The sequence below is a fragment of the Burkholderia catarinensis genome (assembly GCF_001883705.2).
In the GTDB taxonomy this organism is placed as follows: domain Bacteria; phylum Pseudomonadota; class Gammaproteobacteria; order Burkholderiales; family Burkholderiaceae; genus Burkholderia; species Burkholderia catarinensis.
Map to the genome: position 1 here is coordinate 353,547 of NZ_MDEQ02000005.1, position 17,091 is coordinate 370,637.

Annotated in this window: 14 protein-coding genes; 11 read left to right on the plus strand and 3 right to left on the minus strand. The window is 65.5% G+C overall.

Translation table 11 applies throughout. The features are described from left to right. The first annotated feature begins 38 nt into the window (after positions 1–38). The 9 genes from BFF94_RS10735 (at position 39) to BFF94_RS10775 (ending at position 10,895) form a co-directional block, all read left to right on the plus strand. Positions 39–398, plus strand: a complete 360-nt coding sequence (locus tag BFF94_RS10735) for a DUF485 domain-containing protein (RefSeq protein ID WP_128848067.1) — start codon at positions 39–41, stop codon at positions 396–398. Beyond that, positions 395–2,029, plus strand: a complete 1,635-nt coding sequence (locus tag BFF94_RS10740; protein ID WP_128848064.1) for a cation acetate symporter — start codon at positions 395–397, stop codon at positions 2,027–2,029. The genes BFF94_RS10735 and BFF94_RS10740 overlap by 4 nt, the downstream gene beginning before the upstream one ends. Positions 2,030–2,047: 18 nt before the next feature. After that, positions 2,048–3,193, plus strand: coding sequence for an amidohydrolase family protein (locus BFF94_RS10745; protein ID WP_246637269.1), 1,146 nt, complete (start codon positions 2,048–2,050; stop codon positions 3,191–3,193). A gap of 230 nt (positions 3,194–3,423) precedes the next feature. Then, positions 3,424–4,548 (plus strand): FAD binding domain-containing protein, encoded by a 1,125-nt coding sequence (locus BFF94_RS10750; protein WP_128848062.1) that lies wholly within the window; start codon positions 3,424–3,426, stop codon positions 4,546–4,548. Positions 4,549–4,790: 242 nt separating this feature from the next. After that, positions 4,791–5,489, plus strand: a complete 699-nt coding sequence (locus BFF94_RS10755; protein WP_128848059.1) for a hydrolase — start codon at positions 4,791–4,793, stop codon at positions 5,487–5,489. Between the two features lie 384 nt (positions 5,490–5,873). Then, complete coding sequence (locus tag BFF94_RS10760; protein ID WP_219139307.1) at positions 5,874–7,151, plus strand: c-type cytochrome; 1,278 nt, start codon at positions 5,874–5,876, stop codon at positions 7,149–7,151. After that, a complete protein-coding gene (locus BFF94_RS10765; RefSeq protein ID WP_128848054.1) occupies positions 7,148–7,648 on the plus strand; it encodes a (2Fe-2S)-binding protein in 501 nt (166 codons plus the stop codon). Before BFF94_RS10760 ends, BFF94_RS10765 begins: the two co-directional genes overlap by 4 nt. Next, entirely contained in the window at positions 7,648–9,909 is a 2,262-nt protein-coding gene (locus BFF94_RS10770) for a xanthine dehydrogenase family protein molybdopterin-binding subunit (protein ID WP_128848052.1), read from the plus strand. The genes BFF94_RS10765 and BFF94_RS10770 overlap by 1 nt, the downstream gene beginning before the upstream one ends. Positions 9,910–9,977: 68 nt before the next feature. After that, positions 9,978–10,895, plus strand: coding sequence for a LysR family transcriptional regulator (locus BFF94_RS10775; protein WP_128848050.1), 918 nt, complete (start codon positions 9,978–9,980; stop codon positions 10,893–10,895). Positions 10,896–10,959: 64 nt separating this feature from the next. On the opposite strand, the gene BFF94_RS10780 is transcribed toward BFF94_RS10775, so the two are convergent. Next, the gene (locus BFF94_RS10780; protein WP_372454174.1) at positions 10,960–11,406 is read right to left on the minus strand and encodes a PRC-barrel domain-containing protein; all 447 of its coding nucleotides are present in this window, start codon (positions 11,404–11,406) and stop codon (positions 10,960–10,962) included. Between the two features lie 478 nt (positions 11,407–11,884). On the opposite strand from BFF94_RS10780, the gene BFF94_RS10785 reads away from it, so the two are divergent. Continuing rightward, complete coding sequence (locus BFF94_RS10785; protein ID WP_128848047.1) at positions 11,885–13,102, plus strand: MFS transporter; 1,218 nt, start codon at positions 11,885–11,887, stop codon at positions 13,100–13,102. Between the two features lie 133 nt (positions 13,103–13,235). Continuing rightward, positions 13,236–14,336, plus strand: coding sequence for an alkene reductase (locus BFF94_RS10790; protein ID WP_128848043.1), 1,101 nt, complete (start codon positions 13,236–13,238; stop codon positions 14,334–14,336). Between the two features lie 98 nt (positions 14,337–14,434). Here BFF94_RS10790 and BFF94_RS10795 read toward each other — a convergent pair whose 3' ends face one another. Both BFF94_RS10795 and BFF94_RS10800 read right to left on the minus strand, forming a co-directional pair. Further along, the gene (locus tag BFF94_RS10795) at positions 14,435–15,109 is read right to left on the minus strand and encodes a phosphohydrolase (RefSeq protein ID WP_128848040.1); all 675 of its coding nucleotides are present in this window, start codon (positions 15,107–15,109) and stop codon (positions 14,435–14,437) included. Positions 15,110–15,204: 95 nt separating this feature from the next. Next, the gene (locus BFF94_RS10800; protein WP_219139308.1) at positions 15,205–17,082 is read right to left on the minus strand and encodes an amidohydrolase; all 1,878 of its coding nucleotides are present in this window, start codon (positions 17,080–17,082) and stop codon (positions 15,205–15,207) included. Positions 17,083–17,091 lie beyond the last annotated feature (9 nt).

Here is a 17,091-nt window from a genome sequence, read left to right on the forward strand (position 1 = left end):
CGCGCGCCATCCGCACACCTCGACATCAAGGAGACATCGTGAACCATTCGATCCCGGCCGCCGCCGGCGCCGCCATGAACATGGAAACGCCGGCTGCCTCGACGCACCCGCTGCTGAGCGACCCGCGTTTCCGCCATCTGGTCAGAAAACGCCGCGCGTTCGCGTGGCTGCTGACGACCGTGATGCTCGGCATCTATTTCGCCTTCATCCTCACGCTCGCGTTCTCGCCGCGGCTGCTCGGCGAACCGATCGTCCAGGGCCGGCCGACTACCTGGGGCATCCCCGTCGGCTTCGGCATGTTCGCCGTCACGTTCGCGCTGGTCGCCGTCTATGTGTTCCGGGCCAACACCGTGCACGATGCAGGCGTCGCGGCGATTCGCCAGGGAGATCAGCCATGAAGCGCCTGTTTCCCGGGGCCGCAGCCGCACTCGCGGCGTTCCCGGCCGTCGCAGCCGGTCCGGCATCGGCCGTGCATGGACACAACCCGATCGCGATCGGCATGTTTCTGCTGTTCGTCGCGTCGACGCTCGTCATCACGCGCTGGGCCGCGCGCAAGAACCACAGCGTGGCCGACCACTATGCCGCCGGAGGCAAGATCACCGCGTTCCAGAACGGCTGGGCGATCGCCGGCGACTACATGTCGGCCGCTTCGCTGCTCGGCATCTCCGCGCTCGTCTTCACCAGCGGCTACGACGGCCTGATCTACTCCATCGGCTTTCTCGCGAGCTGGCCGATCATCCTGTTTCTCATCGCCGAACCGCTGCGCAACCTCGGCAAATACACGCTGGCGGACGTCGTGTCCTACCGCCTTCGGCAGCGACCGATCCGCGCGTTCGCGGCGTCGAGCTCGGTCGTCATCGTGCTCCTGTACCTCGTGTCCCAGATGGTCGGCGCGGGCAAGCTGGTCGAGTTGCTGTTCGGCCTGAACTACACGGTCGCGGTGCTGATCGTCGGCTTGCTGATGGTCGTCTATGTGTTCTTCGGCGGCATGCTGGCGACCACCTGGATACAGATCGTCAAGGCGGTCCTGCTGCTCGCGGGGGCCGCGTTCATGGCGCTGATGGTGTTGAACCATTTCGGCTTCAGCCTGAACGCGCTTTTTTCCCAGGCCATTCTCGAACACCCGAAACACGCGGCCATCATGCGGCCGGGCGGCCTCGTTTCGGACCCGGTCTCCGCCGTGTCGCTCGGCCTCGCGCTGATTTTCGGCACCGCCGGCCTGCCCCACATCCTGATGCGCTTCTTCACGGTCGGCGACGTCAAGGCCGCGCGCAAGAGCATCCTCTACGCAACCGGCATCGTCGGCGTCGGCTATGCGTTGATCATCGTCATCGGTTTCGGAACGATCGCGCTGGTCACGTCGGATCCGCAGTATCACGACGCGTCGGGCGCCGTCATCGGCGGCGTCAACATGGTGGCGATCCATCTCGCGCACGCGGTTGGCGGCAACCTCTTCCTCGGCTTCATCTGCGCGGTGGCGTTCTCGACCATACTCGCGGTGGTCGCCGGCCTGACGCTGGCCGGCTCGTCGGCGATTTCGCACGATCTCTATGCGAATGTCCTGCGCCGCGGCCACGCGTCCGATCGCGACGAAATGCGCGTCGCACGCATGACCACGCTCGTGCTCGGCGTGCTGGCGGTCGTGCTCGGCATCGCCTTCGAAAAGCAGAACATCGCATTCATCGTCAGTCTCACGTTCTCGATCGCCGCGAGTTCGAACTTCCCGGTGTTGCTGCTTTCGGTCTATTGGCGCGGCCTGACGACACGGGGCGCCGTCGCCGGCGGGCTGCTCGGTCTCGCCACCGCCGTCACGCTGACGATCCTGAGCCCGACGGTCTGGGTGCAGGTTCTGGGTCATCCGCATGCGCTTTATCCGTACGAATACCCCGCGCTGTTCTCGATGGCGGTTGCGTTCGCCGGAATCTTCGTGTTCTCCGTCACGGACCGCTCGGCCCGTGCCAGGCACGAACGCACGATGTTCGATACGCAACTCGTCGAGTGCGAAATGGGCATGACACAGCGCGGCTGAATCGACCAGGAGAAAAACATGAAAACACGTGGAGACACCACGATGCAGTGCGCCTGTTGCCTGTCGCCTGCCCGCCGCCGGCTGCTCGGTGCGTTCGCCGCGATGGCGGGTGCGGCGGTTGCCGCGCGCCCGTCCGCAGCGGTCGAGCCCGAGCGCCCGGCGACGGTTCTTGCGCCGCATCGCACTCGATCGATCGACATTCACGCGCACTACTACCCCGAAAGCTTCTGCGACCTGGTGGGCGGCGAGGGAAAGCCGTTCGGCGGATCGTTCACGTGCGACGACACGTCGTTCACGTTCCGGACACCGGCGGGCGGTCTCGGCCCGTTGCCGATGAAGTTCATCCATGTCGACGAACGACTGAAGGACATGGATGCGTCGGGCGTGGATATCCAGGCGCTGTCGCTGAGCGTGCCGATGGCGTACTGGGGCGACCGCAAATTCAACGCCAGGCTCGCGCGCGACTGGAACACGGCGGCGTCAAGCGTCTACCGCCAGCATCCGGCCCGCTTCGTCGTGCTCGCGACCCTGCCGATGCTGAACGCGACCGACGCCATCGACGAACTCGAACGCGCGTCGCAGCTACCGGGCGTTCGCGGGGTATACATGGGGACGAACATCGATAACCGCGACCTCGACGATCCGCTGTTCGCGCCCGTTTTCGCGCGCATCGAACAGCTGAATCTGCCCGTGTTTCTCCACCCGCAGCAAACGGTCGGCGGCTCGAGGCTGGGCGACTTCTACCTGAGCAACCTGCTCGGCAATCCGTTCGATACGGCGATTGCGGGATCGCACCTGATTCTCGGCGGAGTGCTCGACCGCCACCCGACCCTGCAGGTCACGCTGCCGCACGCGGGCGGCGCACTGCCGATCCTGGCCGGCCGCCTGGACGCGGGCTGGACCGCGCGGCCGGAAACGCGCCGGCTCGCGCAGAAACCGAGCAGCTACCTCCGACGGTTCAGCTACGACACGGTGTCGCATTCCGGCGCCGTCCTGAACTTCCTGATGGAGAACGTCGGCATCGACCGACTGGTACTGGGCAGCGATTACTGCTTCGACATGGGCTACGAACAACCCGTGCGTTTTCTCGACCGTCTCGATCTGACCGCTGAGCAACGCGCGATGATCCTCGGCGGCAACGCGAGCAAACTGCTGCGGGTCTAGTGCATGTCCGCGCGGTCACGGCAATCGAATCGACCGGGCGGATGCACGCTCGGCGCGAGATCGGACCGACAGTGGCAAGATCCGGTCGTTGATGCAGGCGCATTCCGAAGCGCCCCGAACCCGCAGATTCGCTCGCCCGCGCGCCGCCCCTCTTCGGCGGCCCTGCTTGCGCCCGAAAACGGCGACGTTCGTGCAACGTGCATTGCACCCGTCGACACCAGAGGACCACGATGAAAGTAGTCATTGCCGGCGGATCGATCGCCGGCCTCGCCACCGCCCTGACGCTGGACTGTATCGGCCACGACGTGGCGATCTACGAACGCTCGCCCACACCGTTACGCGGCCAGGGCGGCGGCGTGGCGGTCCTGCGCCGCATGATGGCGTTCCTGGAGCAGCACGGACACCACTGCCGCGACATGATCAGCGTGCCGACCCGTCGCCGGCGCTGGATCGATCGCGATGGCACCGTCATCCGCGACGAGCCGGAGATGCTGCCGTTCTCGTCATGGGATGCGGTCTATCGTTCGCTGTGCGGCACGCTGCCTCAAGGCCGCATTCATTACGGTCGTTCGGTCACGGGATTCGTGCAGGACGCCGAAGGCGTGGACGTTCACCTCGGCGATCAACGAATTCGCGCCGACGTGCTGATCGCCGCGGACGGTACCGGCTCGGGTCTTCGTGCACAAATCTTTCCCGGCCATGCGCCGTCGTTCGCCGGTTATGTCGCCTGGCGCGGCATCGTCGACGAAGCCGATTTCGATCCCGACGCCATCGCCGCGCTGGTCGAGAACATGACGCTTCACAAGGCGCCGGGCGAGCTGTTCATGGCCTTCCTGATCCCTGCCCTCGATGGCTCGCTCGAACCGGGGGCCAGGCGCTTCAACTGGCTCTGGTACCGCAACGAATTCGATGCAACGGCCCTGCGCAGCCATCTGACCGATCGGGACGGGACAATCCATCACGCATCGATACACCCCGGCCAGCTTTCCGATACGTCCGTTTCGACGCTCCGGCAGCTCGCCGGCGAACGACTGCCCGCGCTTCTCTCCCAACTCGTTCTGGCGACGCGCGCCCCGTTTGTCCAGGCCATCTACGATGCGTTGAGCCCGGATTTCGTGCAGGGTCGCGTCGCGCTCGTCGGCGATGCCGCCTGCACCGTGCGCCCGCATACGGCGTCGGGTACGTCGAAGGCCGCGGGCGACGCGGTCTCGCTCGCGGAATCCTTGCCCGCCAACACAATCGACGTCGCCCGGCAGTTGGCCCGATGGTCGAAGGATCGCCGCGCGGAAGTCACGTCACTGCTTCAGAAAGGACCTGAATTGGCCAACTCGTTCGGCCTCGGCAAATCGCTGTGAGGAGCCCTGACCACGCCGGCACCACAACCGCTGGCCAACTCGCCCACCCCGATTCAGCCTGAATTCGATGACGATCGAAACACGAATTCAGAACAATTCACTTACGGAAATCGAGCTCATCTTCATAGACTCGTCGTTACGGCAGACCTCTCCGTATCGAGTCCGGTCTGCCGAACACTGAGCGGCATCCCGTTACCGGGTGCCGTCAGCCTTACTTGAATGTCCAGTCGAGGTATCGAATCATGCGTAACCCGAATCTTGAAGTTTTGACGCCCAGCAACAGCCAGATCATTTTCATCGACTTCCAGCCGCAGATGGCGGCGGGCGTCCAGTCGATCGACCGTCAGACGCTGAAGAACAACGTCGTCGGGCTCGCCAAGGCCGCGAAGGTCTTCGACATCCCGACCACGATCACGACGGTCGAAACGGAAAGCTTCTCCGGCTACGCGTTTCCGGAACTCCTCGACGTGTTTCCGGATCATCCGCTGCTCGAGCGGACGTCGATGAACTCCTGGGACGACCAGAAGGTGCGCGACGCGCTGGCGAAGAACGGCCGCAAAAAGGTCATCGTGGCCGGCCTGTGGACGGAAGTCTGCAACAACACGTTCGCACTGTGCGCGATGCTCGAAGGCGACTACGAGATCTACATGGTCGCCGATGCATCGGGCGGCACGTCGAAGGATGCCCACGATTTCGCGATGCAGCGCATGATCCAGGCCGGTGTCGTTCCGGTGACCTGGCAGCAGGTGCTGCTCGAATGGCAGCGCGACTGGGCCCGCCGCGAGACCTACGATGCAGTCATGGCGATCGCCAAGGAGCACTCGGGGGCGTATGGGATGGGTGTCGACTATGCGTACACGATGCTCCACAAGGCACCGCAGCGCACGACGAACCAGCACGAGATTATCGCGCCGGTACCGGCGCCGATCTCCCAGAAGTAACATCGACGCAGAGATCGGGAGCGGTGCGGCCTGACACGCGACGGACATGTTTTCGTCGCATCCGGCCGCGCCGCTCCCCTCGCAGGTTCAGAACGTTTCAGAGAGACTTCAGGACTTTCGCGACGTGCCTGCCTAGACTGCCCGGATAAGCCGCCGCGCAGACCTTGCAGGTACGGCAACACAATGCAGGTCGCATTCCCGGGATCACCCACATGAGCTTCGCCGCCAATCGCTGCCGCCGCGCCCCGACTGTCGCCACGCGCGACCGGATCGACGCACGCGCGCGCCGGTCCGTCCGTTGCGACGATCGCATCAGCGGCGTGCGCTGCTCAATCGACGCGAGACCGGCATGACGCGTCGTGCATCGAATCGCCTGGAGCATGCATGAAACATAAACGACTCTGGTTCGGCGCCGCCGGGCTCGCGCTCGCCGGCCTCGCGATCGCCATCGGCATCATGTTCGAGCCGTCGATCGCACCGATCGAACCGCCACCGCAAGCCTCATTCGATCGCGAACAGGTTCGCGCCGGCGCGAAGGTCGTCGCGCTCGGGGATTGCGTCGTCTGTCACACGGCAAAGGACGGCAAGCCGTTCGCCGGCGGGCTGCCTCTCGCAACGCCGTTCGGCACCATCTATGCAACCAACATCACGCCCGACCCCGATACCGGCATCGGCCGCTGGTCGCAGGAGGCATTCGCCCGTGCGCTGCGCAGCGGGATCGCGCGCGACGGGCATCAGCTCTATCCGGCTTTTCCGTACGTCCACTTCACACGCATGTCCGATCAGGATATCGCCGCGGCCTACGCGTACTTGATGACCCGAGAGCCGGTTCATGCTTCCGCGCCCGCGAACGATCTGATCTTCCCGCTCAATTTCCGCCCGCCCGTCGCATTCTGGAACATCCTGTTCCTGAAACAGGGCGAGTACCGGCCCGATCCTGCGCAATCCACCGAATGGAACCGTGGCAAGCAACTGGTCGACGGCCTCGGCCATTGCGCGTCCTGTCACTCGCCGCTGAACGCGATTGGCGGGGAACAAACCGGAAAGGCGTTCGACGGCGGGATCGTCGACGGCTGGGAAGCGCCCCCGCTCAACACGCTCGGCCATGCGGCGCGCCCGTGGACCCGGGCGCAGCTCGTCACGTACCTGCGCACCGGCCGCGCGAGCGAACACGGCGCGGCGGCCGGCCCGATGCTGCCCGTCACGCGAGATCTCGCAACGGTGCCGGTCCAGGACGTCGAGGCCATCGCAACGTATCTTCTCTCGATCCAGAAACCGGCCGCCCGTCCCGCGCCCGTGGCCGTCGCCAACCACGCGACGTCGCCGGACGCGCAGCGCGGCGCGGTGCTGTTCCAGGCATCGTGCGCGCAATGCCACGGGCCCGCGTCGCCGATGCAGTCGATCGGCGAGCGGCCGACGCTCGCGTTCAGCACGGCCGTCAATGCCGACACGCCGCGCAACGCGATCCAGATGATGTTCAACGGAATCGGCTGGCACGGCGAGGACACGCTCAACTACATGCCGTCCTTCATCGACCAGTTCGACGATCGGCAAATCGCCGATCTGGCCGCGTACATCCGCGGCACGTATTCCGGGCACCCCGCATGGAACGACGTCGAAGCGATGGCGGCCAAGCTCAGAAAAGAGGACAGCGCGCGATGATTACGCTCACCGTCAATGGCGTCCGGCACTCGCTGGACATCGATCCCTCCACGCCCCTGCTCTACGTGCTGCGCAACGATCTTCACCTGCACGGCGCGAAGTTCGGCTGCGGTCTCGGACAATGCGGCGCCTGCACCGTCATCGTCGACGACAAACCGATGTTCTCGTGCCTGATTCCGGTCGCGTCGATCGGGCAGCGCGCGGTCAGAACCATCGAAAGCCTCGGCACCGCCGAGCATCCGGGGCGGCTGCAGCGGGCGTTCATGGATCACCAGGCCGCGCAGTGCGGTTATTGCATCGCCGGCATGATCATGCGCGCTCAGGCCCTGCTCGAACGCAACCCGAAACCGACCGAACGCGAGCTGCGCACCCACATGGAACCGAATCTGTGCCGCTGCGGCACCCATCTGCGGATCCTCGCGGCCGTGCGCCAGGTCGCCGGCCTGCCGGACCCCGAACCGGCCGACGCTCCGGTCATGATCAGAAAAGGCCTCTGATGAACCATCAAGACGACATCGATGAAAGCCGCCGTCACTTCATGGTGTCGGGGGCGTTGTTCGTCGCCTTCAGCCTCGCGCCGGCCGCTCGCGCACTCGCGGACGTCGTCATCGCCGACGAAGGCGCCGCGGTCCGTGTCGGGAAGGCAACCGAAACGCTCGCCGGCAGCCTGAAGACCAACCCGTTGCTCGATGCATGGATCAAGATCACGCCGGAAGGCAAGGTCACCGTGTTTACCGGCAAGGTCGAGCTCGGCACCGGTGTACGCACGGCGCTGCTGCAAGTCGCCGCCGAAGAACTCGACATGACGCCATCGCTGATCACCTTCCTGACGGCGGACACCGGCGCCTCGCCGGACGAAGGCCTGACGGCCGGCAGCCACACGATGGCCGACAGCGGCTCCGCGCTGCTGAACGCCGCGGCTCAGGTGCGCGGGCTGCTGGTCGACGCCGCCGCGAAGCAATTCGGCGTCGAAGCGCGCCTGTTGAGTGTCGCCGATGCCGTCATCAAGGCACCGGACGGGCGCACGATGCGCTATGGCGACGCGGTGCGGATGGTCGACCTGCATCGCAACGCGTCGCCGACATCGCCGTTGAAGGATCCCGCCACCTTCAAGGTGATCGGTACGTCGCTCCCGCGGGTCGACATTCCGAACAAGGTCACCGGCGGTGTCAGCTATGTGCAGGACATGGCGCTGCCGGGCATGCTGCATGCGCGGGTCGTCATGCCGCCCGTCTACGACGCGAAGCTGCAGTCGTTCGACGAGGCGACGATCCTGAAGATGCCGGGTGTCGTCAAGATCGTCCGCAACGGCAGCATGCTCGCGGTCGTCGCACGCGGCGAATGGCAGGCAGTCGTCGCGCAGCGCGCGCTCGCCGCCAGCAGCCAGTGGTCGGCAGGCCGCCCGCTGCCGGATCGCGCGACGGTTCATGAAGACCTGAAGCACATCGCCGTGCAGAACATCGAGATCGCGAATACGCACGCGTCTACCGCGCCGGCAACGAAGACGCTGACGGCGACCTTCCTGAAGAATTACCTGCTGCACGGCTCGATCGGGCCGTCCTGCTCGGTCGCGCTGCTCGACAAGGGCATCCTGACCGTCTGGACCCACTCTCAAGGCGTTTACCCGCTGCGCGATGCACTCGCCGAGATGCTGTCGATGCCGAAGCCGAACGTCCGCTGCATCCACACCGAAGGGTCCGGCTGCTACGGGCACAACGGCGCGGACGACGCGGCCGCGCACGCGGCGCTGATCGCCGCCGCGATGCCCGGCCAGCCGATCCGCGTTCAGTGGATGCGCGAACAGGAACACACGTGGGACCACTTCACGCCGGCAATGGTCACCGAAGTCAGTGCATCGCTCGACGCGACCGGTCATATCGTCGACTGGAAATACGCGCTGTGGAGCAGCTCGCATAACGAGCGGATCGTCAACGCCGGCCGCTTGCTGCCCGCGAGAATGATCGAGCCGCCGTTCGTGCCCGCGCCGTCGACGCCGATGCTGCAACCCGAGGGCGGCGGCGACCGCAACGCGATTCCGCTGTATGCGTTGCCGAACATGCACATCGTCAATCACTTCTCGCCGACGATGCCGCTGCAGACATCGGCGATGCGCTCGCTCGGCGCGCATACGAACGTGTGGGCAATCGAGAGCTTCATGGACGAGCTCGCACACGCCGCCGGCGTCGATCCGGTCGAATTCCGTCTGCGTCACATGCAGGATCACCGCGCGCAGCAGGTGATCCGGCTCGTCGCGTCTCACTTCGGATGGCCGCGGCCGCCTCGCGCACGCAACCGCGGTGTCGGGTTCGCGTTCGGCAAGTACAAGAACCTGATGGCCTATGTCGCGATGGCGGTTGAAATCACCGTCGTGCCGGAAACCGGACAGGTGATTCTCGATCGCGCGGAGGTCGCTGTCGATGCCGGTCAGGTTGTGTCACCGGACGGTATCCGCAACCAGATCGAGGGCGGCATCATCCAGGCCGCGAGCTGGACGCTGTACGAGGAGCTGAAATACGATACGCAGCGCATCCGCAGCTTCGACTGGAGCAGCTATCCGATCCTGCGTTTCTCGGCCGCGCCGGAAAGCCTGAAGGTCCACCTGATCAATCGCCCCGGCGCACCGTTTCTCGGTGCGGCCGAAGCGTCGATGGGACCGACCGCCGGCGCGCTCGCCAATGCGATCTTCGACGCGACCGGCCAGCGCATGCGCGAAATGCCGTTTGCCGGCGACAAGCTCAGGGCCCGTATCGACGCATAGACGGCCGGCGCAACGACACGCCGGCCACGACCGGCGCCGACGACTCACCAGAAGGAAACAGGCAACGCATGGATACACTTCTTTCGATGCGCGTATTCGCGCGGATTGTCGAAACGGGCAGCCTCACGCGGGCGTCCGATACGTCGGGACACACGGTGCCGCGGGTCTCCGCACTGCTGCGCGGGCTCGAACAGCACCTCGGCTGCCGCTTGCTGAACCGCACCACGCGCAGGCTCTCGCTGACCGAGGACGGGCGCCAGTACTACGAGCGCTGCGTCGCCGTGCTGCGCGAAATCGACGACATGGAGGCGTCGATGTCGCACTCGCGCAGCTCGCCGCGCGGGCGCATCCGGGTCAACCTGCCGCCGGCGATGGCAAAACAGGTCGTGGCACCCGTCCTGCCGGCGTTCCTTGAAGCCAACCCCGATATCTCGATCGAACTCGGTGCGACGGATCGCCAGATCGACCTCGTCGGCGAAGGCGTCGACTGCGTCGTACGGATCGGCGCGCTCGACGATTCCGGGATGATCGCGAAGCGGATCGGCAGCCTCACGACCTGCACGTGCGCATCCCCCGCCTACCTCGAACGCTACGGCGAGCCGGAAACGATCGACGATCTCACCCGACACGTCGCGGTCAGCCACGTGTCGGCCGATACCGGGCGGCCGCGCATGTGGGAATACATCGTGGACGGCGAAACGCAGGTGGTGCAGATGTGCGGCACCGTCGCCGTCAACGACGCCGACACGTACATCGCGTGTGGCGCCGCGGGCATCGGCCTGATCAAGACTTCGCTCTATCTGGTCGAGCCGTATCTTGCGGCCGGCCAGCTGCGCGAAGTCCTGGTCGCCTATAACTCGCCGCCCCGCCCGATTTCCGTGCTGTATCCGCCGAATCGCCACATGCCGGCGAAACTGAAGCTGTTCGTCGACTGGCTCGCCGATCTGTACGCTCAGATTCCCACGCTGCAGGGCAAGCGCTGTTGAACTGCCGGAACGGCGCGGCCAGCCGTCGCGCAAATGCGAACCGGCCGCCCCGCTCCCGTGCAGCTCAGTGATGCGGGTAGGCCGATCGCGCGACAGGCAAAGCCCGCACGCGCGCATACTGGAATGCCGGCATGGCCTTGATCGCTTCGCGCGTGCCGCCCGCGAGCGTCAGTTTCCCGTCGACGAAATCAAGCTGGCCGACCGGCACGGCGACGTCGTGCTGCGAAATCCCGGCGAACTGATGCGCCGCGACGATCACGAACGACGCCGACGCGTCCGGCGCGATGATGATGTCGTGCACGACACCGATCGTCTGGCCGCTGTCGTTGACGACGGGCTTGCCGAGAAACGACTTCTTGACGCTCCACCCGCGAACGATCAGTTCGGCTTCCGAAACGCTTATTCCTATCGGCTGCGCGCCCGCAATCTGTGCCGCCGCATGTAGCGGGACCCCGCTCAACGCAAAGGCAGCCAGCATCGCCGTCAGGACAGGTGTTCTGTTTCTCTTCATGATCAATTCCCGGTGGATGCGTCAAATTCGGTTCTTTGCCTGCCGAAAGCGTAGTCGATCGCACGAGCCATCGCGCTGAATCGTCGCTGAATCGTTCTGAACCGCGTTGCCGACGATCTATCAGGCCATGCAAGCAGGCAAATAGCGGGAATTAAGACCTCGCCTGGGACATTTCAGCCGCCACCCGACAGACTGGAACGCATCGGGCACCACGTTCATGGCGTCGAATCGACGGGTCAGGCGCCTGCGTTTCCTTCGCGTTGCGTCCGCCTATGACGTGGGAGCGTTCCGCCCCCTTTGCGTGACGCGCAATGCTCGATTGCGCGGTGCGGGTATTCCGATGTTATCGATCGATCAATAAGATTGTCGTCAATGCGGCAGGCATGTGCAGCGACGTCTTCCGCAACGCAACGCAATCGGAACGCCCGATACGACCGAGGTCCGGGCATTCCGGCATCAATCATTCCAGGAGTCGACCATGTCAGCAGATTCAACTTCGCTCGCGGCAAGCGGACACGCCGTGAAGCTCACGCAGGGGCTGATCCTGCTCTTCGCATTCAGTTGCGGCGCGATCGTCGCCAACCTGTACTACGCGCAACCGATCACCGAACTGATCGCCCCGCGCCTGCACATGTCCAGCGAAACGGCGAGTCTCATCGTCTCGCTGACGCAAATCGGCTACGCATTCGGCCTGTTCTTCATCGTGCCGCTCGGCGACTTGCTCGAGAACCGCAAGCTGATGATCACCACCGCCGTCATCTCGATCGCGAGCCTCGCGGCCGCAGCCTTCGTGCAGACGCCGGGCCTGTTCCTGGCGATTTCGCTGCTGATCGGCTTCAGCTCGGTCGCCGTCCAGATCCTGATCCCGCTCGCCGCCCATCTCGCACCGGATCATTCGCGTGGCCGCGTGGTCGGCACGATCATGAGCGGACTGCTGCTGGGGATCCTGCTGGCACGTCCGATCTCCAGCGTGGTCGCCGACGCGTTCGGCTGGCGCTTCGTGTTCGCCGGCGCCGCCGTGCTGATGACGCTCGTGACGGTCGTGCTCGCACTGACGATCCCGTCGCGCCAGCCCGAACACAAGGCGACCTATTTCGAACTGATCGGTTCGCTGCTGCATCTGGTTCGCACGATGCCGGTGCTGCGCCATCGCGCGCTCTATCAAGGCCTGATGTTCGCGTCGTTCAGCCTGTTCTGGACCGCCGTCCCGGTCGAGTTGACGCGCCACTTCGGGCTCTCGCAAACCGCTATCGGGCTGTTCGCCCTCGTCGGCGCGATCGGCGCGACGTCGGCGCCCGTGGCCGGCCGTCTGGCGGACGCCGGCCATACCGTCCGCGCGACGCTGATCGCGCTGGTCGCCGGCACGCTCTCGTATGCCGTGGCGTTGATCCATGGTGCGGGGCTGTATGGTCTCGTCGTCACCGGCATCGTGCTCGATTTCGCGGTGCAGATGAGCATGGTGCTCGGCCAGCGCGAAATCTACGCGCTGCATGCGGCGAGCCGCAACCGGCTCAATGCGCTCTACATGACGAGCATCTTCGTCGGCGGTGCGATCGGCTCGGCGCTGGCGAGCCCGTTGTACGAACGCGGCGGCTGGCCGCTCGTCGCCGCGGTCGCGGCGGTATTCCCGATCATCGCGCTCGCCCACTACCTCGCAATCGGACGCCCGCACGCCGAGCGTCACGCGCAGGCCTGAACCGGAGCCGGCAGCGCTTTGCGCGAAGCCTGCCGGCACCGCCCTTGCATCGTCTCGCGGCACTCACGATCGCCATCGCATGACGTCGAGGCGCTCGCCGCATGCGTCTGCCCAACCTGAAAGGAACGCCATCATGTCCACCTTGCTCAACGACTACGATCTTCGTGGCCTCTCGCTGTCAAACCGCGTCGTAATGGGGCCGATGACCCGCTCCCGCGCGCCACAACACGGCCTCCCGACCGACCTCATGGTCGAGTACTACGCGCAGCGCGCGTCGGCCGGACTGATCGTGACCGAGGCGACCAACGTCAGCCCGGCCTCCGCTTCGTTCGAACTCACGCCGGGCCTCATCACCGACGCGCAGGCCGCAGGCTGGCGGAAAGTCACGGATGCCGTCCATGCGAATGGCGGCCGCATCTTCGCGCAGCTCTGGCACGGCGGGCGCGTCGGCTCGATGACGCTGCTCGGCGGCCAGGCGCCGCTGTCGCCGTCGGGCGTGAACGACGACCTCGAGCAACTGCAGGTCTGGGCCCAGTTGCAGAACGGGTACTACACGAAGATCCATGCAACGCCGTCTCGTGCGATGACGACTGCCGAAGTCGTCGAAACCGTCGACGAATTCCGTCGCGCGGCCGCCCACGCGGCTGCGGCCGGGTTCGACGGCGTCGAGATTCATGCGGCCAACGGCTACCTGCCGCATCAGTTTCTTTCTTCGACGCTGAACCATCGCGACGATCGCTATGGCGGCTCCGTCGCCAACCGTGCACGCTTCCTGGAGGAAATCGTCGCCGCTGTCGGCAGCGTGATGCCCTTGAGTCGGGTCGGCGTGCGCATCTCGCCCTACGCGAAATACAACAACGTCCGCGATGCCGATCCCGACACGACCTACGGCTACGTCGGCCGCATGCTCGACGAGGCCGGCGTCGCCTATCTGCACGCGGCCGACACCAACGGCTGGAGCGGCGAGCCGGATCTGCCCCGGATCATCGAGCATGCACGCGAAACGTTCCGCGGCACGCTGATCGTCAACGGCGGCATTTCGCCCGATGCCGCGGACCGGCTGATCGCGGCCGGCGATGTGGATCTCGTCGCATTCGCACGCGCGTATATCGCCAACCCCGATCTCGTCGAGCGCATCGCGGCCAATGCTCCGTTGGCGGCACCGCAAACCATCGGCTGGTATGGCGGAGACCGCAGCGGCTACGTCGATTACGCGCGCCACGAAGTGGCCTGAGCGCCGGCCATGCCAGCGGTCGGGCGCCGGACCGGTTCCGGGCCCGACCGCGCATCATTGCCGGGCAAGATCGAACCCGACATGGCGGGCCTTAGCCTTCAGGCATCGTCCCAGCGCGAGCCGAGCACCCGTCCGCAGAAGTTCGGCCGGTGAAACTCGGGATCGATCCGGTCGAGCACGTCCGCACTCCAGGTGCCGAACGTCGACGCCGGGCGGTGCGCGACGCCACGCGCGATCGCGTCGAGCATGGCCTCGCTGAATCCATCGCCACGCGGATAGGCAGCAAGCAACGCGTCGCGCTCGGCCGCCGAGTAGGTGTCGAGATCGGTTCCCATCAGATCGGTGGACACGGCCGCCGCCAGCACGCGTGCGAGCGGCGACAAGCGTGCCGAAATACCGGGCGTCGTATGCAGCGCCACGGCTCGCCAGACGTCGTCCCGCACGCGTTGCGGCATGTCATGGCGCAACAGAAGCGCGCTCGCGGCATCCGCACTGTCGAGTTCGTAGCGTGCGGTCGATCGGCAATACGCCGCGCTCAACCCCATGTTTGCGTACATCGCAGCCACGTACAACGTATCGGCATCGTACGTATGGTCCTCCCGGCGCGCAGCCAGCGATGCGAGCACGAACACGCGGCTCGCATGATCGACGACGATGCCCGGCAATGACGCGCGCGCCGCTTCCGCGGCGTCGACCGCAACGGACGTGACCGGGATTCGAACGCCGGCCACTTCGTGCCCGGCCGTCGGTGTTCCCGGGTGTGCTAGGTTCATCTTGTCTCCTACCGTGCCGCCGTCGAATCATGATTCGTTGATCCGAAGCCGATGCGTTTTTGTCGACGGCAAGCAAACGCATCGATCGGAGAGGCCTAGACAGTAGAAACGCAACTGCGATTCAGTGCGGTCAGTCCGGCGGCATCATGTCCGGCGGGCCCCGCGTGACATCGCGTCGGTGGCATCGCGTGCGCGTTCGCGCCGCTCCCATTCGCAGGTGCGTCGGCGCGCATGCGCGTGGATGCGACCGGACGGTAGCGGCTGTAACCGCCAAATTCGGCGACCGGCGACCACCCGGGGCTGACCGGCAACGGCGGCGGCGCCAGCGGTGCGAACTCATCGTCCGCATGCACGACCTTGCCGTTGACGACCGTCAGCACCGACGACAGGTACTTGATCTCCGTCTCGCCGATCGTGAAGTAGTCGTCCGTCAACGCGGCGAAATCCGCGTACTGGCCCGGCACCAGCGCCCCCTTGCGATCGTCCTCGCTCGAGAACCACGCGCTGCCGACCGTGTAGCGGCGCAGCGCCTCCATCCGGTCGAGCCGGTTACGCTCCGGATACAGCGCGGTGCCGCCGACCGTGCGCCCCGACACCATCCAGTAGAGCGACACGAACGGATTGAAACTCGCGACGCGCGTCGCGTCGGTTCCCGCGCCGACCGGCAGGCCGGCCGCGAGCATCGCCTGGATCGGCGGCGTGTTCATGGCCGCCTGGGGCCCGTAGCGCGAGATGAAGTATTCGCCCTGATAGGCCATCCGGTGCTGTACCGCGATCCCGCCGCCAAGTGCGGCAGTACGTGCGATGTTCGCTTCCGAGATCGTTTCGCAATGGTCGAAGAACCAGCGCAGCCCGTTGAACGGAACCTCGCGATTGACGGCCTCGAACACGTTCAGGAAACGGCTGATCGACTCGTCGTAGGTCGCGTGCAGCCGGAACGGCCAGCGGTTCTGCACCAGCAGCCGCACCACGCCGGTCAGTTCTTCCTCGAGCGAGGCCGGCAGATCGGGACGCGGCTCGAGGAAGTTCTCGAAATCGGCGGCGGAAAACACCAGCATTTCGCCCGCGCCGTTCACACGCAGGAATTCGTCGCCGTCGCCGGGCTTCGTCATCTTCACCCACTTGGCGAAGTCCTCGAGTTCCCGCTTCTCGTTCTGTGCAAACAGGTTGTATGCGATACGTACCGTCAATTCGTCGCGCTTCGCGAGTTCCATGATCACTGCATAGTCGTCGGGATAGGCTTGATACAAGCTCCCTGCATCGATCGCGCTCGTGATGCCGAGGCGGTTCAGCTCGCGCATGAAGTGCCGCGTCGAATTCATCTGATCGTCGTAGCCAAGCCTGGGGCTCTTCGCGAGCGCAGCTTCCAGGAGCTGCACACCCGAACGAGCGATCAGCATCCCGGTAGGCCGTCCGTGGCGATTGCGCTGAATCTCTCCGCCCGCTTCTCCCGACGAGTCGCGACAGAGTCCGGCCGCATGCAGCGCCGCCGCATTCAGCAGTGCGCTGTCGTACAGATGAAGGACGAAGACGGGCGTATTGGGCGCAATCGCATTGAGCTCGGCGAGCGTCGGACCACGCTTTTCGGCGAACTGGAATTCGTTCCAGCCGCCGACCACGCGCACCCAGTACGGCGCCGGCGTGCGTTCGACCTGGCGACGCAGCATGTCGAGCGCGTCGGCAAGCGTCGGCACGCCGTCCCAGCGCAGCTCCATGCTGAAGTTCAAGCCGCCGCGAATCACGTGAAGATGTGAGTCGTTCAGGCCCGGGACCACCGTGCGGCCGTTCAGGTCGATGCGCGTCGCATCGCTGCGCGCATGGGCCAATACGTCCCGGTCGCTCCCGGTCGCCAGAATGCGTCCTTCGCACACCGCGAGCGCGGTCACGAACGAGCGCTTGTCGTCTTGCGTCGCGATCTTGCCGTTGTACACAACGAGATCCGCCATTCGCACGGGTTCCGTCGCCTTATGCATCGATTGCCC